The organism is Variovorax palleresanus (assembly GCF_051144945.1).
Taxonomy (GTDB): Bacteria; Pseudomonadota; Gammaproteobacteria; order Burkholderiales; family Burkholderiaceae_C; genus Variovorax; species Variovorax paradoxus_S.
The window spans coordinates 4,671,251-4,688,849 of the sequence record NZ_JBJNVP010000002.1 but is presented as its reverse complement, the minus strand read 5'-3'; the positions used below and the strand labels follow the sequence as shown (position 1 = coordinate 4,688,849).

Sequence of the window (17,599 nt, the reverse complement as noted above, 5' to 3'; positions counted from 1 at the left end):
TGAAAACGAGATTGCCCAAGGTGGGCAGTGCGATTCGACAGGCATGCAACTGGCTTTGCTGCAATGCCTCTCGGAATCCTTGGATTCAAAGTTAACTCTAGTTAGGAACAGTTACTTGTTTGTGACTTGAATCAGGGCAAATGATCTTTTAGCCTTTGTTCGCGAATTTTTTCCATAAGACATATGGCGTAATTTCGAGTCGGTATTTGCTTAAGGATTAATTTTCACGGGCTAATTGCGAATGTGCGAACGCCGCTCCGTCAATCGTTATTGCGTTCGCATTTGCGCGCGTTGACGAGACAGCCGGCATAGTCGGGGTCATGCTTCAGCAGGAACATGGCGCGCGCGGCAACGGCGGTGTCCGCGAAGTCGCTGAACAGGCCGTCCACGCCGGCCTCGTAGAACGCCAGGTACTCGTTGATCGGATTGCCTCCGAAGCTTCCAGTCAAGCGCTTCTGTTCGCTCCTGAAGGTGTAGGGGTGCACCAGCAACCCCAGCTTGTGCGCGTTCGCGATCACGTCGCTCGGCGGCAGCAGCACGCGGTCGCGCTCGTCCACCACGCCATCGCCCGTGACGTCGGCGCATGCGCCACCCTGGATCGACTTGCAGGCGCTGGAGATCAGATATGGCTTCCATGGCCCGATGCCGTCGGCATAGCCCCTTACTTCCTGCAGGCCGCGCGGCGTCAGCAGATCCTTGAATTGGCCGTCGCGGTTCGACACCACCCAGTCGTATGGCTTGTCGTAGGGCTTGCTGAAGTCCAGCGAACCATCGGGCTTGACGTCGTTCGCATCGACCAGCTGAATCAACCGCACGCTCGTCTTGCTGCGCAGGTAGCGAAGATTGGCGGTTTCGAAGGACTGGATGAAGACCGGGGCGTTGCGCTGGTTCCAACCCGCCGCACTCAGTACGCCCAGCAGCCGGTCTTCCAGCGGCAGGCCGATGCCCTGGTGGTAGGTCGGATGCTTGGTCTCCGGATAGATCCCGATGCGCCGCCCCTCCTCCCGGGATTTGCGCTTGGCGAGTTCGATCACTTCGACCAGCGTCGGAATCTGGAACCTGCCGTTGAAGCCCTGGTCGCGCTCCGGAAAAGACTGCACGGCGCGCAATTGCTTGATCTCGGCCAATGTGAAGTCGCTGGCGAAGAAGCCGTCGGTCGCAACACCGTCGAGCATGACCGTGCGCCGCCGATTGGCGAACTGCGGCAGGTCCTTGACGTTGGTGGTGTCGATCAGGTTGGGTTCGTGCCGTGCGATCAGATAGCCGTCCTTCGTGGCGACCAGGTCCGGCTCGATGTAGTCGGCGCCCAGCGAGATGCCCAGCGCATAAGCCTCCAGCGTGTGCTCGGGCAGGTAACCGTTGGCGCCGCCCCGGTGTCCGATCACCAGCGGTGCATTGTCGGCACGACGCCGCGCGTTCTCCTCATGCGCCGCGACCGGTGTTGCCGCGGCAAGCAACATGGCCAGGCCGAAAAGGGAATTGCAGACTTTTCTCAAGCTGTTCAAGGGAGTCTCCTCGTTGGTGAGTGAATGCAGTCAGGCGCCCCTGCATGGCAGACCTGCGCTATGTGGGCGCATGCTAGAAACCGACGATGACGCGGCGGTGACTCCCGTTCCGGGCGCGCGCAATCTCCGCGGCACTGCCACTGTTGTTGCGAAGGCGCTCTTCCTCTACCAAGGAGTTCGAAAGCATGAATTTCGGGATCATCATCTTCCCCGAGGTCGCCGGCACGGTCTACGCCAGCACGGCGAGCCGCGAGCGGGCGCCGGCGTACATGCGGCGGTTCAATGCCTGACATTTCCGGCCTCGAGCCGCTCTCCGTGCTCGCCGCCCGCGTCGGCGCCACGCTGCGCGAGCGGCGCCAGACGGTGGCCGTGGCCGAATCTTCGGCCGGCGGCCTCGTGTCGGCCGCCCTGCTAGCCATTCCCGGCGCATCGGCTTTCTTTTTGGGCGGCGCGGTCGTCTACTCGCGGCGCGCCGCCAAAGCGCTGCTGGGGCTGACCCCCGAAGACATGACCGACGGCATGCGCGCCGAGACCGAACCCTATGCCAGGTTCATCGCGGGCAGGATCCGCGACGGCCACCGCGCCACGTGGGGAATCGCCGAGAGCGGCGCGGCCGGCCCGTCCGGCAGCCCTTACGGCGACGCGCCGGGCCATGTGTGCGTGGCCATCGCGGGTGCGGCCACCGCAAGCAGGACCATCGAGACCGGCGACGCGGACCGCGTGTCGAACATGGACGTGTTCGCGCGGCAATTGCTCTTGCTGTTCGACGAGACGCTGCGGGCGCAATCCTCGGCAGGCTAATCCGCCTGCACGCCCGCCGCCCGGATCACCTTGCCCCACTTCTCGGTCTCGGCCGCCAGGTGCTTGCGCAGCGCCTCGGGCGTCACCTTGTCCATCGGCACGGCCTCGGTGCTCAGCTCGGCAAAGCGTTGCTTCACCATGTCGTCCTGCAGCGCGGCGCGCAGGGCCGTGTTGAGCTTTTCCATCACGGCTGGCGGCGTGCCCTTGGGTGCGTAGATGCCGTGCCACACCTTCACGTCGAAACCCTTCAGGCCCTGCTCGTCGAGCGTGGGAACGTTGGGCATGCTGGACAGGCGCTTGGGCGTGGTCACGCCGAACACCTTGACCCGGTTGCCGTCCTTGATGACCGGCGCGGTCTGTGTGGTCTGGTCGCACAGCAGATCGACCTGCCCGCCCATCAGGTCGTTGAGCGCGGGACCGGCGCCCTTGTAGGGCACGGTGGTGAGCTGCACGCCGATCTGGTGCGCGAAGAGCATGCCGCACAGTTGCGACACGGCACCGATGCCGGCGTTGGCGAGTGTCACCTTGTCCTTGTGGGTCTTCACGTAGGCCAGCAGCTCCTGGAAGTTGTTGGCCGGAAAGTCCTTGCGCGAGAGCAAGGTCATGGGCACGTCCATCACCTGGCCGACGTATTCGAAGTCTTTCAGCGGGTCGTAGTTGAGCTTCTTGTAGAGCGCGGGCGCGGTGGCCATGCCCATGTGATGGATGAGGATGGTGTAGCCGTTGGGCGCCGCCTTGGCCACGCGGCCGGGTGCGATGGTGCCGCCCGCGCCCACGGTGTTCTCGACGATCACGGTCTGCCCGAGCGACTTGCCCATGGGAATCGCGAGCATGCGCGCGACCACGTCGGTGGGGCCCCCGGCCGAATACGGCACGACCATGGTGATGGGCTTCTCGGGCCACGGGGCCTGCGCCGCCGCGGGCGATTGGACCGCCAGCAGGCAGGCGCCCAGCGCAGCCGCATGCATTGCCCGTGATTTCCAGTTGCTTGTTGCGTTCACTTCGTTGTCTCCTTTGTCTTGATGTAAATCTGCGGCGCTCGTCAGGGCACCGTTTACGTATCGAGCGCGAGCAGCCGCTCGGCCAGGCGCACCACGGGTGCGTCGACCATGCGCCCGTCGAGGCTCGCCACGCCGCCGCCGGCGGTGCGGGTCGCATCCATCACGCGGCGCGCCCATGCCAACTCATCGGCGCTCGGGCCGAGGGCGGCGTGCACCGGCGCCACCTGGTCGGGGTGAATGCAGAGCTTGGCGCCGAAGCCGCCGCGGCGTGCACGCGCGGCGTCGGCCGCGAGCCGCGGCGCATCGCGCCAATCGGGCGTGACGCCATCGATGGGTGCGGCCAGGCCGGCACGGCGCGAGGCCAGCACCAACGCCAGGCGCACCGGCACCAGTTCGGCCTCGTCCGCATCGCAGGCAAGGCCCAGGTCGGCCTGGAAGTCGAGGTTGCCGAACGCGAGCCGCAGCACCTGCGGCGCGGCCGCGAGTTCGGCGGCGGCTTCGAGGCCCGCGGCGGATTCGATCAAGGGCACGAGCAGGCCCTTGGGGCCGATGTCCGCGGCGAGCCGATGCAAGTCCGCAGCGCGTTCGGCCTTGGGCAGCACCACGCCGGCAATCAGGCCTTCGGCGGCAAGCTCACCCACCAGCGCGCGGTCGCCGTCGTGCCACGGTGTGCCATGGGCATTGATGCGCACCAGCAGGCGCCCTCTTTCCGCGGCCGACAATGCAGCGAAAGAAGATTTCAGCTGCTCGCGCGCCGCCACCTTGCGATCGGGCGCCACGGCATCTTCGAGATCGACGATGACGCCTCCCGCACCGGTGGCCAGCGCGCGCGCGTGGCGCTCGGGCCGGTCGGCGGGCACGAAGAGAAAAGTGCGTGCCAGGGCCAGCGGCGGATTCACAGCCGTGCTCACACCGCCCCCGCCTCGCGCAGCGCGGCAATCTCGGCATCGCCGCGCCCCAGGCTGCGCAGGATGGATTCGGTGTGCTCCCCAACAGCCGGTATCGCGTCCATGCGGTAGTCGAAGGCGCTCTGGCGCCCCGCCGGCAACAGGGCCGGAATGTCGCCTGCCGGCGAACCCACCTGCCGCCAGCGCTCGCGCGCCTGCAATTGCGGATGCGCCCAGAGGCCCGCCATGTCGTTCATGCGCGCATTGGCAATCTGCGCGGCATCGAGGCGCTCCACCACCTGCACAGTGCCGAGCGCGCTGAAAGTTTCCACGATGATCGCGCGCAGCGCATCGCGGTTTTCGTTGCGCCGCGCGTTGCTGTCGAAGCGCGCGTCGGTCGCGAGCCCCGGCTGCAGCAGCACCTTCTCGCAGAACACGCGCCATTCGCGCTCGTTCTGCAGGCCCAGCATCACCGTGCCGCCATCGCCCGCAGGAAACGGCCCGTACGGGTAGATGGTGGCGTGCGAGGCGGCGCTGCGCGGCGGCGGCGGCGCGCCCCCGTAGGCGTAGTACATCGGGTAGCCCATCCATTCGGCGAGCGACTCGAGCATCGACACGTCGATGTGCGAGCCCTTGCCGGTCTTGCCGCGCTGGAGCAGCGCCGCGAGGATGCCGGTGTAGGCGTACATGCCCGCCGCAATGTCGGCGATGGAATTGCCCGACTTGCACGGATCGTCCGGCGTGCCCGTGACCGACAGGAAACCCGCCTCGCTCTGGATCAGCAGGTCGTAGGCTTTCTTGTCGCGGTACGGACCGTCTTCGCCGTAGCCGGAGATGTCGCAGACGATGAGCCTGGGATGCTTCGCCTGCAGCGCTTCGGCGCCCAGGCCCATGCGGGCGGCCGCGCCGGGTGCGAGGTTCTGCACCAGCACGTCGGCCTCGGCCACCAGTTCTTGCAGCACCGCGAGCGCGGCGGGCTGCTTGAGGTCGAGCGTGAGGCTTTCCTTCGAGCGGTTGACCCACACGAAGTGCGAGGCCTCGCCGCCCACGCGTGCGTCGTAGGCGCGTGCAAAGTCGCCGACGCCGGGTCGCTCCACCTTGATGACGCGGGCGCCAAGATCGGCCAGCTGGCGGGTACAGAACGGTGCCGCAATCGCATGTTCGAGCGAAACCACCGTGATGCCGTCTAGAGGTCTGGTCATGGGCTTGTTCTTCCTGTTGTTCATGCGAGCACGGCCGTGGCCTGCATCGTGAGCCAGCCATCGGCGTCTTCGCCCCAGAGGCTGAAAGTCTTGCCGTCCGTGCTGCCTTCGGCCGGCTTGCCATGCACGCGGAACGGCGCGATGTCGAAGGTCGGCCGCACGGCGCGGAATTCAAAGCGCGCGAGCTGCGCGCCCGGCGCGTTCCGGCGCAGCAGGTCGACCAGCAGCGTGGCGATGAGCGGCCCGTGCACGATCAGGCCTGGATAGCCCTCGACCTGCGTCACGTAGCGGCGGTCGTAGTGGATGCGGTGGCCATTGAAGGTGAGCGCCGAGTAGCGAAACAGCAGCACGTCGTCGGGCACGATCTCGCGGCTGAAGGCGGCGTCCTTCGGTGCCGGCGTGGGCGGCGGGGTCTTCTCGCCGGGTGCGGCCGCGGCGCGGTAGACGATGTCGTGCTCTTCGGTGAGAGCAAGGCCGCGTTCATTGCGCACTTCATGGCGCACCAGCACGAACACCAGCTCGCCGCTGCGGCCCGCCTTGTGGGTGACCGAGGCGATGGTCGAGGTGCGCTCCACCTTGTCGCCCACTTGCAGCGGATTGCCTTGCTCCCATGCCAGCCGCCCGCCGGCCCACATGCGGCGCGGCAGCGGCACGGGCGGCAGGAAGCCGCCGCGCTTCGCATGCCCGTCGTCACCGATTTCGGACTGGCGATGGTGCGGCAGGAAGTAGAGCCAGTGCCAAAGCTCCGGCAGGCGCGTGCCGGCCACAGGCAGCGCATCGTCGCGATCCAGCGTGGCGGAGAGAGCACGCACGGGCGCGGCAGTGACCTCGTCGGCCAGCGTTTCGCTGCGGCCCTGCCACGCCTGGAGCCTGGCCAGCGCATCGCCGTCGATCAGCGCGGAAGAAGTTTCATGCATCGAATCGTTCATGGTTCTTTCAATCCACCGCAGCGCCGGATGCCTTGACGATGCGTGCCCACTTGGCAAGGTCGTCCTGCAGCAATTTCGAGAATTGATCGGGCGTGGTGGGCGCCGCGATTTCGACGCCCTGCTGGTCGAGCTTGTCGCGCAGGTCCTTGGCGGCCAGCGCCTTGCGCGTTGCATCCTGCAGCGTGGCCAGCACATCGGCCGGCACGCCCGCGGGCGCGAACAGGCCGATCCACAGCGTGCCGTTGTAGCCCGGCACCGCCTCGCCGATGGCGGGCACGTCGGGCAGCACGGGCGAGCGCTTGTCGCCGCTCACGGCCAGCGCCCGCAGCTTGCCCGCCTTGATGTGCGAGAGCGCCGACGGCAGGCTCGCGAACACGATCGGCAACTGCCCGCCGAGCACGTCGTTGATCGCAGGCGCCACGCCCTTGTACGGCACGTGCTGCAAAGAGATGCCGGCCATGCTGTTGAGCATTTCACCGAGCAGGTGGTTGAGCGTGCCGTTGCCGGCGGAGGCGTACTGGTAGTTGGCGCCCTTCTGCCGCGCGAGCTTCAGGAACTCGTTGAAGTCCTTGGCCGGAAACGAGGGGTTGACCAGCAGCACGTTGGGCACCGCGCCGATCAGGCCCACGGGCTTGAAGTCTTTCACCGGGTCGAAGCCCGGGTTCTTGTAGAGCGCCGGATTGATCGCCTGGCTGCTGCTGATGGTCATGAGCAGCGTGTAGCCGTCCTTCGGGCCCCTGGCGACCAGTTGCGTGCCGATGTTGCCGCCCGCGCCGGGCCGGTTGTCGACCACCACGCTGGCGTTGTTCATCACCTCGCCGAGCTTCTGCCCCACGAGACGCCCGACGATGTCGTTGGTGCCGCCCGCGGCCTGCGGCACGACCAGCGTGATGGGCCGGGAGGGATAAGGCTCTGCGCCCGCCGGGCTCATCGCAAGCACAAGCGCGGCCGCCAGCGAAAGCAGCGCGCCGACGCGGAATTTGAGGTTCATGTGTGTTGTCTCCATGCCCGCATGGTCGTTGGCCCCCCGCCTTCGCGCAATCTGCGATTTCGGAACCCAGCCTTCTGAAATCCCGAAGGCTTGGGTACGATGGCGCCATGCTTTTCGACCTGACCGACCTGCGCCTTTTCGTTGCCACGGCCGAACTCGGCAACCTCACGCGGGCGGCCGAGCGGCAGCATCTGTCGCTCGCGGCGGCCAGTGCGCGCATCAAGGCGCTCGAGACCCAAGCCGGGTTGCAGCTGCTGCAGCGGGAAGCCCGGGGCGTTCGCCTGCTGCCGCCGGGAGAAGCCTTCTTGCATCATGCGCGGCTGGTGCTGCACCAGACCGAACAGCTGCGCGCCGACCTGCTCGAATACGGCGGAGGCCTCCGCGGCCATCTGCGCGTATTTGCCAACACCACGGCGGTGACCGATTTCTTGCCTGAAATCCTGCCCGGCTTCCTTGCGCGCAATCCGCGCATCAACGTCGACCTTCAGGAAAAACCGAATGCTCAGATCCCGCGCGGCGTGCTCGACGGCCGCGCCGACATCGGCATCGTGGCGGGCCGCGTCGACACGCTGGGCCTGGAAGCCATCCACTTCAGCACCGACCGGCTGGTGCTTGTCACCTCGCGCAAGCACCGCTTCGCGAAGCGCCGCAAGATTTCATTCGCCGAGACGCTCGACGAAGACGCGATCGGCATGCAGCAGGGCAGCACCTTGCAGGCCTTTCTCGCGCAGATCACCGACAACCTGGGCAAGCGGCAGAAGCTGCGCATCCAGCTCGGCAGCTTCGACGCCATGTGCCGGATGATCGGTAGCGGCGTGGGCATTGGCGTGGTGCCGGAGTCGGCGGCACGGCGCAACCAGGAGAGCATGCAGCTCGCGCTGATCGATCTCAGCGATGCGTGGTGCGTACGGGAGCGGTATCTGCTGGTGCGGGACCGGGCGGCGCTGCCCATCTATGCGCAGGCGCTGGTCGAGACGCTATGCCGGCACTATGCCGGCGAGCAGGCGGCCATCGCCTGATGGCCGCTCCGTTCTACTGAAAACAAGGGCTTGCAACCGAATCGTGAAGAAGCGCTTGCCGTCCCCAATTTCCGTGGACAACTTTGGGGATAACTGATGTGCTTCCTTGTAAACGCGATTTAAGTCGTTGTTTTATATAAGAAATAATCAGTTTGCTCAAAATTTGGGCGGTGCACAAAGTGCGCCGCCCGATGAACGACCTATCGCTCGATCGTCAGCGCCACGCCCATGCCGCCGCCGATGCACAGCGAGGCAATGCCCTTCTTGGCGTTCTGGCGCTGCATTTCATGCAGCAGCGTCACCAGGATGCGGCAGCCCGACGCGCCGATGGGGTGGCCGATGGCGATGGCGCCGCCGTTCACGTTCACCTTGTTCACGTCCCAGCCCATTTCCTTGTTCACGGCGCAGGCCTGCGCGGCAAAGGCTTCGTTGATCTCGAGCAGGTCGAGGTCGGCGGCCTTCCAGCCGGCGCGCTGCAGCGCCTTGGTCGACGCGGGCACCGGGCCCATGCCCATGATGGCCGGGTCGAGGCCGGCGGTGGCATAGCTCGCGATACGGCCCAGCGGCTTGAGGCCGAGCGAGGCGGCCTTCTTGGCGGTCATCACCATCACGGCGGCAGCGCCGTCGTTCAGGCCCGAGGCATTGCCCGCGGTCACGCCACCGGCCTTGTCGAAGGCGGGACGCAGGCCGGCCAGGCCTTCGGCGTTGGTCTTGCGGTTGATGAACTCGTCCTTGTCGAAGACGATGGGATCGCCCTTCTTCTGCGGAATGCTCACACCGACGATCTCGTCCTTGAACTTGCCGGCATCCTGCGCGGCCGCGGCCTTGGTCTGGCTGCCGAGCGCGAGCTCGTCCTGCGCGCTGCGGTCGATGCCGAACTTCTTGGCCACGTTCTCGGCCGTGATGCCCATGTGGTACTGGTTGTAGACGTCCCACAGGCCGTCCACGATCATGGTGTCGACCAGCTTCCAGTCGCCCATACGCTGGCCGTTGCGCGAGTTGGGCAGCACGTGCGGCGCCATGCTCATGTTCTCTTGTCCGCCGGCAATCACGATTTCGCTGTCGCCCGTGGCCACGGACTGCGCCGCGAGCATCACGGCCTTCAAACCCGAGCCGCAGACGGCGTTGATGGTGAGCGCCGGGGTTTCCTTGGCGCCACCGCCCTTGAGCCATGCCTGGCGCGCGGGGTTCTGGCCCGCGCCGGCGGCCAGCACCTGCCCCATGATCGCTTCGCCGACCTGGTCGGCCGTGAGATTGGCACGCGCAATCACTTCCTTGATCACGAGGGCGCCCAGCTCCGTGGCCGCAATGCCGGCGAGCGAGCCGCCGAACTTGCCGACCGCCGTGCGTGCAGCCGAAACGATGACGATGTCTTCCATGAGGTTCTCCGTTGAAGTGATTTGAAGTGAGTGAACGAGTGCGTGTGCCGGCCAGTCAGGCCCTGGCCTTGACGTAGCGGCCCGGGGCCGGCTCGATGGCCTTGTATTTTTTTCCGTCGCCGTATGCCTTGGGCGCGGGGATCTGCTTGCCCGCATGGCCCTTGAGCCATTGTGCCCAGTCGGTCCACCAGCTGCCGGGATGCTCCTCTGCGCCGGTCAACCATTCGGCCTGCGTCTTCGGAAACTTGCCGTCGTCGCGGATCCAGTGGCTGCGCTTTTTCTTGGCGGGCGGATTGATCACCCCGGCGATGTGGCCCGAGGCGCCCATGACGAAGCGCTTCTTGCCCGGCAGCAGTTGCGTGGAGGCATAGGCGCCGCCGATGGGCACGATGTGGTCTTCGCGCGAGCCGTAGATGTAGGCCGGGATGTCGATCTTGCCGAGGTCGATCTTCTCGCCGCAGACGGTGAGCGCGTTCGGCTTCGCCAGCTTGTTCTCGTGGTACGTGTTGCGCAGGTACCAGGTGTAGAACGGGCCCGGCAGGTTGGTGGCGTCGCTGTTCCAGTAGAGCAGGTCGAAGGGAGGCGGCGTCTCGCCCTTCAGGTAGTTGCCCACCACGTAGTTCCACACCAGATCGTTCGGGCGCAAGAAGCTGAAGGTCGAGGCCAGGTCCATGCCCGGCAGCAGGCCGCCCTTGCCCAGTTGCATTTCGCGGTACGCCACCATGGCCTCGTCCACGAAGATGTCGAGAATGCCGGTGTCGCTGAAGTCGAGGAACGTGGTGAGCAGCGTGACCGACGCCGCCGGCTTTTCGCCGCGCGCCGCGAGCACGGCCAGCGCGGTGCTGAGGATGGTGCCGCCCACGCAGAACCCGAGCGCATTGACCTGCTTGCTTGCGCTGATCTCCTGCACCGTGTGGATCGCCTTGATGACGGCGTTCTCGATGTAGTCGTCCCAGGTGGCGTTGGCCAGCGATTCGTCAGGGTTGCGCCAGCTCACCACGAACACGCGGTGGCCTTGCTCGTTGGCATAGCGGATCAGCGAATTCTCGGGCTGCAGGTCGAGGATGTAGAACTTGTTGATGCAGGGCGGCACCAGCAGGAAGGGCCGCTCGTACACCTTGGCCGTGAGCGGCTTGTATTCGAGCAGCTGGAACAGCTCGTTCTCGAACACCACCGCGCCTTCGGTGGTCGCCACGTTGCGCCCTACTTCGAAGGCGCTCTCGTCGGTCATGCTGAGGTGGCCTTGCTTCACGTCGTGCAGCAGGTTCTGGATGCCCTTGGCGATGCTCTCGCCCTGCGTCTCGATGGCTTTTTTCTGCGCCTCGGCATTGAAGGCGAGCGAGTTGCTCGGCGACGAGGCGGCCATCCATTGTTCGATCGCAAAGCGCAGGCGCGCCTTGGTCTTTTCGTCGCCGTCGATGGCCTCGGCCATGTTCAGCAGCGTGCGGCCGTTGAGCAGGTAAACGGCCGCCGAAAAAGCCGCGAGCGGATTGCTGCCCCAGGCTTCGGACGCAAAGCGCCTGTCGCCTTCGGGCTTGGCGGCGGGGCCCTGGCGCCAGAGTTCGGCGGCCTCGGCCACGTACTGCTGCTGGATGGATTGGAGCTTTTCGGGGTCGATGGAGATCTTGGGCAGCTCGGGCATCCTGGCCGACGACGGAATCTGCCACAGGGGCGTGCCGCCGGTGACATTGAAGGCCGAAGCCCCCTGTGCGGCGGATTGCTGGAACGATTCCAGCGCCTTGTTCCATCCCTCTGAAAGTGCCTGCTGGAAGGGCGCGAACGCATCGGCCCCCGTCGCTTGTTGCTTCATCATGTCTCCTGGTCCTCGCCTGAGTCTGTACGGATGGCTGCTCGTGTTTTGAGTATGCTGCATTTCACGAGGCGCTCACAACGCCGCCCACTCACTTACCGACTGAAACTTGTTGTGTTCATCCACCTGATCGTGATCGGCTGGCTCTACGTCGCCGTGATGATGGCCGTGGCCGAAGCCACCAACACCACGGGCACCGTGCTGGGCGCCATCTTCACATTTCTTTTGTACGGATTGGCGCCGGTGGCGTTGGTGGTTTACCTGATGGGAACGCCGGGCCGGCGCCGCGCCATGAGGCAGCGCGAGGCCGAGGCGCAGGAAGCGGCACGCCAGGCCGCCGCCGCGGCCGCGGCCGCGGATGCAGCGGCAGCCAAAAATGATTCAAACCTTCCAGACCAGGGCAGCGAAGCGCCCGCTGACGCCGTCCCGCCGGTGCGAAAAGAACCGTGACGGGTTGGCGACGGTGCACCAGCCGTCGCTGCCGTCATTGCCGTACACGTCCTCCACGCCGGCCGCGCGCAAGCGCTGACGCGCGAGCGCTGGCAGGTCGGCGAGCCATTTGCCGGCGGCCGTGGCAGGTTGAAAGCAGCTTGCGGCCTCGGGCCCATGAGCCTCGAACGCCGCCTTGACCTCTGGCCCGACTTCGAAAGCCTTGGGCCCGATGCAGGGGCCGAGCCAAGCTATGACTTTGCTAGCGCCGTGCGGTGGACCGGTTTCAGGCTCGGGCGTGAAGCACCGGGCAGTGGCTTCGAGCACACCGCCGGCAAGGCCGCGCCAGCCGGCGTGTGCGGCTGCCACCCGTTCGCCCGATCCATCGGTGAAGAGCACGGGCAGGCAGTCGGCGACCATGATCGTGCAGGCCGACCCGACGGCGGTGGCGGTGCAGGCATCGGCCGCCGTGCCGTCGCGCACGACGCCCGCCGATTCGGCCTCATCGAGCGCCGCGACACCGATGCCGTGCACCTGCTGCAGGAAGACCGGGTGCGCGCCGATGGCTTGTTCGAGAAGGCGGCGGTTCTCGGCGACATGGTCGGCCAGGTCGCCCACGTGGTCGCCCAGGTTGAGGCTTTCATAGCGGCCCTGCGAAACACCGCCCTGCCGCGTGGTGCACACGGCCCGCACGTTCGGTGGCGCCGGCCAGTCGGGCACGAGCCAGTGCGCGTCCATCATGGCGGGCCCCGTCACTCGTTCAGGCTTCCGCGTCGGGCGCCTGCGAGGGCTGGGCGCGCTGGAAGGCGTCCAGTTCCATGCAGGCCTCGTAGGCCGCCATGGTGCGCGGCAGGCCGCTGAAGTCGCAGTCGAAGCGCTTGCCGTTGAAGATCTGCGGTACCAGGCAGCAGTCAGCCAGCGTGGGCGTATTGCCGTAGCAGAAGATGCCGCCGGGATGCAGCGCCAGCTGGCGCTCGAAGGCCAGCATGCCGTCGCGCACCCAGTGGCGATACCAGGCATTCTTGGCGGCGTCGTCGAGCTTGAGTTCTTTCACCAGGTACTTGAGCACCCGCAGGTTGTTCAGCGGATGGATCTCGCAGGCGATCGACTGGGCCAGCGCGCGCACATGCGCACGGCCGACCGGGTCGCTCGGCAGCAGCGGCGGCTCGGGGTTGGTCTCGTCGAGGTATTCGATGATGGCCATCGATTGCGAAAAGCGCTCGCCCTCGTCTTCGAGCAGCGGCACCAGCATGTCGGGCGAAATGGCCGAGTAAGGCCCGGTGCGATGGTCGCCACGGGCAATGTGCACCGGCACGTAGTCGAACTCCAGGCCCTTGAGGTTCAGCGCAATGCGCACCCGGAACGATGAAGAGGAGCGGAAGTAGTTGTGCAGCTTCATGATCCGGAGAGCATAGCGCTCACCGGCAGCCCCCGCCTGCCTCTGGCACACTGCCGTTTTTTCCAGTTTCGCTGAAAGGGACCGTCGCAATGGCTTCCGAGTTTGTTTTTGCCCCGCCCGCCACCGTTTCGGTTCCGGTGGTCGGCCAGCCGGCCCGCTTTCCGGTGCACCGCATCTACTGCGTGGGCCGCAACTACGAAGATCACGCCAAGGAAATGGGCTTCACCGGCCGTGAACCGCCCTTCTTCTTCATGAAGCCGGCGGACGCCGCGGTGGTGGTCGATGCGGGACAGACCGGCACCATTGCCTACCCCACCCTGACCAAGAACCTGCACCACGAGATCGAGCTCGTGGTGGCCATCGGCACCGGCGGCCGGAACATCCTGGCCGCCGATGCGCACAAGCACATCTTCGGCTACGCCGTGGGCCTGGACATGACGCGCCGCGACCTGCAGAACGACATGAAGAAGCAGGGCCGCCCCTGGGACATCGGCAAGAGCTTCGAGCAGAGCGCGCCCATCGGTCCGATCGTGCCCGTGGCCGCGGCCGGCGACGCCGAAAAAGCCGAGATCTCGCTGCAGGTGAACGGCACCGACCGCCAGCGCAGCACGGTCGCCAAGCTGATCTGGAACGTGGCCGAGACCATCGAGCATCTGTCGGCCGCCTGGGAGCTGCAGCCCGGCGACCTGATCTTCACCGGCACGCCCGAAGGCGTGGCCGCGGTGGTGGCGGGCGATACGCTGGTGGGCGAAGTGGCCGGACTGCCCAAGCTGACCGTCAAGGTCGTCTGAGCCCCCTCTCTTCATGATCCTCCGCGTACCCATCAAGCACTGCAAGAACTGCGGCACCGCAGTGGTCTACCGCGTTCCCGACGACGGCGACACCAAGGAGCGCGCGGTCTGCCCGGCCTGCAGCACCATCCACTACGAAAACCCGCTGAACGTGGTGGGCACCATCCCCGTTCTCGGCGACAAGGTGCTGCTGTGCAAGCGCAACATCGAGCCGCGCTGGGGCAAGTGGACACTGCCCGCGGGGTTCATGGAGCTCGGCGAAACCGCGGCCCAGGGCGCGGCCCGCGAGACCGACGAAGAGGCCGGTGCCCACTACGAGATGCAGGGCCTGTTCGCGGTGATCAGCGTGGTGCGCGTAGGCCAGGTGCATCTGTTCTATCGCGCCCGCCTGCTGGACGACCGCTTCGACCCCGGCCACGAGACCATCGAGGCCCGGCTTTTCACGGAGGAAGAAATTCCGTGGGAAGAAATTGCCTTTCGCACCGTGCGCGAGGCGTTGGAGCACTTCTTCGAAGACCGGCGGCGCGGCAGCTTCGACCGCGTGCATGAACTCAGCATCGTTTGAAACGCATGACCCAGGCACCCCTCACCACCGCCACCTCGACCATCTTGCTGCGTCGCGGCGCCCTCGCCTGCAGCCTTGCCCTCGGCGCGGGCCTGGCTGCAGTGGCGCACGCTGAAGTCGTGGGCGACGTCGACACCGCGTTCAAGCTCATCGGCCCCGACCACAAGATCGTGGTCGAGGCCTATGACGACCCCAAGGTCAACGGCGTGACCTGCTACGTCTCGCGTGCCAAGACGGGCGGACTGGCCGGCGCCTTCGGCGTGGCCGAAGACAAATCGGAGGCCTCCATTGCCTGCCGCCAGGTCGGCCCGGTCAGCGTCACGCAGCCCCTGCCCAAGCGCGAGGAGGTCTACACCGAGCGGCTGTCGATTCTCTTCAAGCGGCTGCGGGTGGTGCGCATGGTCGACCCCAAGCGCAACACGCTGGTCTACCTCACCTATTCCGACCTGCTGATCGACGGCTCGCCCAAGAACAGCGTCACGGCGGTACCCATCGACCGCGGCACCCCGATCCCGCTCAAGTAGTTTCACGTCCGGGCCCGGCGGTCCGGCCCCCTCGGGCAGCTTTCGAGAGTTTGCTAGCATGCCCCGCGGTGGCTCGCCCGGCGCGCCGACCCGAAGGAACCCTCCGCAACGAAATCGTTCCAACAGAGCCATGCACCTTCTAGATCTAGCTTTTCGTACCGGCGCCGCGGTTCTCGTGGCGGCCGGCCTCGCAGCCTGCACCACGCCGCAGCCGCCCGGGCGGCCGGGCCTGCACATACCGCCGCCGGTCCAGCAGCCGCAGGCCATGTTCATCCGGCCCGCCAGCGGCACCACCATTGCCCGGTTCGACGGCGTGCGCAACAAGGGGCTCGACATTGCCGGCAATGCCGGCGATCCCATCGTGGCCTCGGCCGACGGCCGAGTGGTGTACGTGGGCGGCGAGCTGCGCAGCTACGGCAACATGGTCATCATCAAGCACAACGAGACCTTCCTCACCGCCTACGCCCACGCGCAAACCATCCTCGTGAAGGAGAACGCGGTGGTCCGGCAGGGCCAGAAGATCGCCGAAATGGGCAAGAGCGACGCCGACCGCGTGAAGGTGCACTTCGAGATCCGCAAGAACGGCACCGCCGTCGATCCCGAGCCCTATCTGAGCGGGCGCCTGCAGCAGTAGCAGAGAACGCGCCTCAAAGCAGGCTCTCCGGCACCAGCGGGGCGAGCAGCTCCAGTTTCCAGCGCGACCAGAAATCCGTTTCCGGCTCCACGTGCAGGATGGTGTCGGCCGCGTCGCCCGACGCGGGGCTCACCCATTCGATGCCGCCGCGCGGCCCCAGCTGCAGTTGGTAGGCGCCGTCCAGGCGGATGAAACCGATCAGGCTGGTGAGCTGCTGCGCAATCTGCGGGCTGAAGATGAAGATGGCGATCTCGGTGTTGTGCAGCATCGAGCGCGGGTCGAAGTTCATCGAGCCGATGAAGACGATGTTGCTGTCGACCACGGCCGACTTTCCGTGCAGCCGGCCGCTGGCCGAGCCGTAGATGCCGAAGCGCCTGGTTTCTTCGACGCGCTTGGGGCTCAGCTCGTAGAGTTCCACGCCCAGGCCCAGCATCTCGGGCCGGTAGCGGCGGTAGCCGATGTGCACCAGCGATTCGTCCGTGGCCGCCAGCGAATTGGTGACGATGGTGTAGCTCACGCCCCGCTGCCGCACGAGGCGCATCGTCTCCATGCCGCCGCGGCCCGGAATCAGATAGGGCGTGGTCTGCAGGATGTTCTGCTGCGCGCCGCGCAGGTAGCGCCGCACGTTGTAGAGCACGCTGTCGGTCGATTCGTCGGCCGGCAGCCCGCGGGCCTCGTCCGTGGGCCCCAGTGCCTTGGCGGGCGCGTCGGCATACGCTTCGGCGCGCGCCCAGACGAGGGACAGCACGCCCTCGTCCAGGTCCTTGGCGAGCGCATTGTTTCCCAGCAGGTCGGTGGAAACAATGGGCTCGGGGTGCAGCGTGTCCGGCGTTCCGGTCAGCTGCTCGAAGCGCTCGCGCAGCTGCTGCGGCGTGGCGCCGCCGGTCGAGACCAGCGACTCGACGGGATACACATAGGGGCTGTTCCAGTACATGTCGAACAGCGACGAGAGCCGCGGCACGACGGTGCCGGCCACCAGCGTGTCGATGTCGATGAAGTTGGAGCCGCCATCGCGCAGAAAGTATTCGTTGGCGATGTTGCGCCCGCCCATCACCGCCATGGTGTTGTCCACCACGAACAGCTTGTTGTGCATGCGGCGGTGCACGCGGTCGAAGTCGAGCAGCGACGACGCCCATCGCGTTCCCAGCCGGTCGCGCCCGGCCGGGAACGGATTGAACATTCGCACCTCGACGTTCGGGTGCGCCGCGAATCCCGCGAACAACGGGTCGGCGCCGGCGGTGTAGAGGTCGTCCACCAGGAGCCGCACGCGCACGCCGCGCTCCGCCGCATCGCGCAGCGCACGCAGCAGGTAGCGACCGGTTTCGTCGTTCTGCACCAGGTAGTACTGCACGTCGATGGAGCGCTGGGCCCGGCGCGCGAGCTCGATGCGCGCATGCAGCGAATACTGCGGCATCGGCAGCAGCCGGAAGCCGCTCAGCCCCTGCCCCGGCGGCGATGCCGCGGCGACCATTCGGCCAAGCTCCGTGTCGGCGCCGTCCGTGATGGCCACCGACGGTTTGCGTTCCACCCCCGACGGCAGGCCTGCGCAGCCGCCCATGACCAGCAAGGCAAGGCCAAGCAGCAGCCACAGCGGCCACTGCGCCCAGGAGCGGCGCAAACCGGCGCTGCCGGCCGTCTCTGAAATTCGCGGGTTGAGGTGTTCTGACATCGGGTCGATGCGGTGCGCGACGCGCGCAGGGTGGCCGGTTTCTACCATGAAGCCGCGGCAAGCT

18 protein-coding genes are annotated in these 17,599 nt (G+C 66.5%); 7 read left to right on the top strand and 11 right to left on the bottom strand.

Annotation, left to right across the window (positions count from 1 at the left end):
- Window positions 1–260 precede the first annotated feature (260 nt).
- The gene (locus ACJ7Z0_RS25850) at window positions 261–1,505 is read right to left on the bottom strand and encodes a glycerophosphodiester phosphodiesterase (RefSeq protein WP_434792116.1); all 1,245 of its coding nucleotides are present in this window, start codon (window positions 1,503–1,505) and stop codon (window positions 261–263) included.
- 282 nt (window positions 1,506–1,787) lie between these two features.
- Here ACJ7Z0_RS25850 and ACJ7Z0_RS25845 point away from each other — a divergent pair, with 282 nt between their 5' ends.
- Window positions 1,788–2,306, top strand: coding sequence for a CinA family protein (locus ACJ7Z0_RS25845; RefSeq protein ID WP_434792115.1), 519 nt, complete (start codon window positions 1,788–1,790; stop codon window positions 2,304–2,306).
- Here ACJ7Z0_RS25845 and ACJ7Z0_RS25840 read toward each other — a convergent pair.
- The 5 genes from ACJ7Z0_RS25840 to ACJ7Z0_RS25820 form a co-directional block, all read right to left on the bottom strand.
- The gene (locus ACJ7Z0_RS25840) at window positions 2,303–3,274 is read right to left on the bottom strand and encodes a tripartite tricarboxylate transporter substrate-binding protein (RefSeq protein ID WP_431132260.1); all 972 of its coding nucleotides are present in this window, start codon (window positions 3,272–3,274) and stop codon (window positions 2,303–2,305) included. The genes ACJ7Z0_RS25845 and ACJ7Z0_RS25840 overlap by 4 nt on opposite strands.
- An 86-nt stretch (window positions 3,275–3,360) precedes the next feature.
- A complete protein-coding gene (locus ACJ7Z0_RS25835; protein WP_434792114.1) occupies window positions 3,361–4,218 on the bottom strand; it encodes an HpcH/HpaI aldolase/citrate lyase family protein in 858 nt (285 codons plus the stop codon).
- Entirely contained in the window at window positions 4,215–5,396 is a 1,182-nt protein-coding gene (locus tag ACJ7Z0_RS25830) for a CaiB/BaiF CoA transferase family protein (RefSeq protein ID WP_434792113.1), read from the bottom strand. The genes ACJ7Z0_RS25835 and ACJ7Z0_RS25830 overlap by 4 nt, the downstream gene beginning before the upstream one ends.
- 20 nt (window positions 5,397–5,416) lie before the next feature.
- A complete protein-coding gene (locus ACJ7Z0_RS25825; protein ID WP_434792112.1) occupies window positions 5,417–6,325 on the bottom strand; it encodes an HTD2 family dehydratase in 909 nt (302 codons plus the stop codon).
- Window positions 6,326–6,332: 7 nt separating this feature from the next.
- Window positions 6,333–7,316, bottom strand: coding sequence for a tripartite tricarboxylate transporter substrate binding protein (locus ACJ7Z0_RS25820; protein WP_434792111.1), 984 nt, complete (start codon window positions 7,314–7,316; stop codon window positions 6,333–6,335).
- Window positions 7,317–7,423: 107 nt separating this feature from the next.
- Between ACJ7Z0_RS25820 and ACJ7Z0_RS25815 the strand changes: the two genes are divergently transcribed.
- Complete coding sequence (locus tag ACJ7Z0_RS25815; protein WP_055804482.1) at window positions 7,424–8,335, top strand: LysR family transcriptional regulator; 912 nt, start codon at window positions 7,424–7,426, stop codon at window positions 8,333–8,335.
- Between the two features lie 200 nt (window positions 8,336–8,535).
- Here ACJ7Z0_RS25815 and ACJ7Z0_RS25810 read toward each other — a convergent pair whose 3' ends face one another.
- Entirely contained in the window at window positions 8,536–9,714 is a 1,179-nt protein-coding gene (locus tag ACJ7Z0_RS25810) for an acetyl-CoA C-acetyltransferase (protein WP_431122556.1), read from the bottom strand.
- Window positions 9,715–9,769: 55 nt separating this feature from the next.
- Window positions 9,770–11,524 carry a class I poly(R)-hydroxyalkanoic acid synthase gene (gene phaC / locus ACJ7Z0_RS25805; protein WP_434792110.1) on the bottom strand — a complete coding sequence of 585 codons (1,755 nt, stop codon included), beginning with the start codon at window positions 11,522–11,524 and terminating at the stop codon, window positions 9,770–9,772.
- 114 nt (window positions 11,525–11,638) lie between these two features.
- Between phaC and ACJ7Z0_RS25800 the strand changes: the two genes are divergently transcribed.
- Window positions 11,639–11,974 carry a hypothetical protein gene (locus tag ACJ7Z0_RS25800; RefSeq protein WP_434792729.1) on the top strand — a complete coding sequence of 112 codons (336 nt, stop codon included), beginning with the start codon at window positions 11,639–11,641 and terminating at the stop codon, window positions 11,972–11,974.
- Here the strand turns inward: ACJ7Z0_RS25800 and pgeF are convergent.
- Both pgeF and maiA read right to left on the bottom strand, forming a co-directional pair.
- Complete coding sequence (gene pgeF, locus ACJ7Z0_RS25795) at window positions 11,906–12,691, bottom strand: peptidoglycan editing factor PgeF (RefSeq protein WP_434792728.1); 786 nt, start codon at window positions 12,689–12,691, stop codon at window positions 11,906–11,908. The genes ACJ7Z0_RS25800 and pgeF overlap by 69 nt on opposite strands.
- A gap of 22 nt (window positions 12,692–12,713) precedes the next feature.
- Window positions 12,714–13,352, bottom strand: a complete 639-nt coding sequence (maiA, locus tag ACJ7Z0_RS25790; RefSeq protein WP_434792109.1) for a maleylacetoacetate isomerase — start codon at window positions 13,350–13,352, stop codon at window positions 12,714–12,716.
- A gap of 89 nt (window positions 13,353–13,441) precedes the next feature.
- On the opposite strand from maiA, the gene ACJ7Z0_RS25785 reads away from it, so the two are divergent.
- The 4 genes from ACJ7Z0_RS25785 (at window position 13,442) to ACJ7Z0_RS25770 (ending at window position 15,866) form a co-directional block, all read left to right on the top strand.
- A complete protein-coding gene (locus tag ACJ7Z0_RS25785) occupies window positions 13,442–14,143 on the top strand; it encodes a fumarylacetoacetate hydrolase family protein (protein WP_434792108.1) in 702 nt (233 codons plus the stop codon).
- A 13-nt stretch (window positions 14,144–14,156) separates the two neighbouring features.
- Window positions 14,157–14,708: an NUDIX hydrolase gene (locus tag ACJ7Z0_RS25780; protein ID WP_055804497.1), complete on the top strand. Its 552-nt coding sequence runs from the start codon at window positions 14,157–14,159 to the stop codon at window positions 14,706–14,708.
- Window positions 14,709–14,713: 5 nt separating this feature from the next.
- Window positions 14,714–15,232, top strand: a complete 519-nt coding sequence (locus ACJ7Z0_RS25775) for a CreA family protein (protein ID WP_434792107.1) — start codon at window positions 14,714–14,716, stop codon at window positions 15,230–15,232.
- 130 nt (window positions 15,233–15,362) lie between these two features.
- Window positions 15,363–15,866, top strand: coding sequence for a murein hydrolase activator EnvC family protein (locus ACJ7Z0_RS25770; RefSeq protein ID WP_434792106.1), 504 nt, complete (start codon window positions 15,363–15,365; stop codon window positions 15,864–15,866).
- A 13-nt stretch (window positions 15,867–15,879) separates the two neighbouring features.
- Here the strand turns inward: ACJ7Z0_RS25770 and ACJ7Z0_RS25765 are convergent, their stop codons facing one another.
- Entirely contained in the window at window positions 15,880–17,535 is a 1,656-nt protein-coding gene (locus ACJ7Z0_RS25765) for a phospholipase D family protein (RefSeq protein ID WP_434792727.1), read from the bottom strand.
- Window positions 17,536–17,599 lie beyond the last annotated feature (64 nt).

What these genes read in the sequence shown, in the direction of transcription:
- ACJ7Z0_RS25845 (WP_434792115.1), top strand. Translation starts at nt 1,788, where the DNA reads ATGCCTGACATTTCCGGCCTCGAGCCGCTCTCCGTGCTCGCCGCCCGC.
- ACJ7Z0_RS25840 (WP_431132260.1), bottom strand. Translation starts at nt 3,274, where the DNA reads ATGCATGCGGCTGCGCTGGGCGCCTGCCTGCTGGCGGTCCAATCGCCC.
- ACJ7Z0_RS25830 (WP_434792113.1), bottom strand. Translation starts at nt 5,396, where the DNA reads ATGACCAGACCTCTAGACGGCATCACGGTGGTTTCGCTCGAACATGCG.
- ACJ7Z0_RS25825 (WP_434792112.1), bottom strand. Translation starts at nt 6,325, where the DNA reads ATGAACGATTCGATGCATGAAACTTCTTCCGCGCTGATCGACGGCGAT.
- ACJ7Z0_RS25820 (WP_434792111.1), bottom strand. Translation starts at nt 7,316, where the DNA reads ATGAACCTCAAATTCCGCGTCGGCGCGCTGCTTTCGCTGGCGGCCGCG.
- ACJ7Z0_RS25815 (WP_055804482.1), top strand. Translation starts at nt 7,424, where the DNA reads ATGCTTTTCGACCTGACCGACCTGCGCCTTTTCGTTGCCACGGCCGAA.
- ACJ7Z0_RS25810 (WP_431122556.1), bottom strand. Translation starts at nt 9,714, where the DNA reads ATGGAAGACATCGTCATCGTTTCGGCTGCACGCACGGCGGTCGGCAAG.
- phaC (WP_434792110.1), bottom strand. Translation starts at nt 11,524, where the DNA reads ATGAAGCAACAAGCGACGGGGGCCGATGCGTTCGCGCCCTTCCAGCAG.
- pgeF (WP_434792728.1), bottom strand. Translation starts at nt 12,691, where the DNA reads ATGGACGCGCACTGGCTCGTGCCCGACTGGCCGGCGCCACCGAACGTG.
- maiA (WP_434792109.1), bottom strand. Translation starts at nt 13,352, where the DNA reads ATGAAGCTGCACAACTACTTCCGCTCCTCTTCATCGTTCCGGGTGCGC.
- ACJ7Z0_RS25785 (WP_434792108.1), top strand. Translation starts at nt 13,442, where the DNA reads ATGGCTTCCGAGTTTGTTTTTGCCCCGCCCGCCACCGTTTCGGTTCCG.
- ACJ7Z0_RS25780 (WP_055804497.1), top strand. Translation starts at nt 14,157, where the DNA reads ATGATCCTCCGCGTACCCATCAAGCACTGCAAGAACTGCGGCACCGCA.
- ACJ7Z0_RS25775 (WP_434792107.1), top strand. Translation starts at nt 14,714, where the DNA reads ATGACCCAGGCACCCCTCACCACCGCCACCTCGACCATCTTGCTGCGT.
- ACJ7Z0_RS25770 (WP_434792106.1), top strand. Translation starts at nt 15,363, where the DNA reads ATGCACCTTCTAGATCTAGCTTTTCGTACCGGCGCCGCGGTTCTCGTG.
- ACJ7Z0_RS25765 (WP_434792727.1), bottom strand. Translation starts at nt 17,535, where the DNA reads ATGTCAGAACACCTCAACCCGCGAATTTCAGAGACGGCCGGCAGCGCC.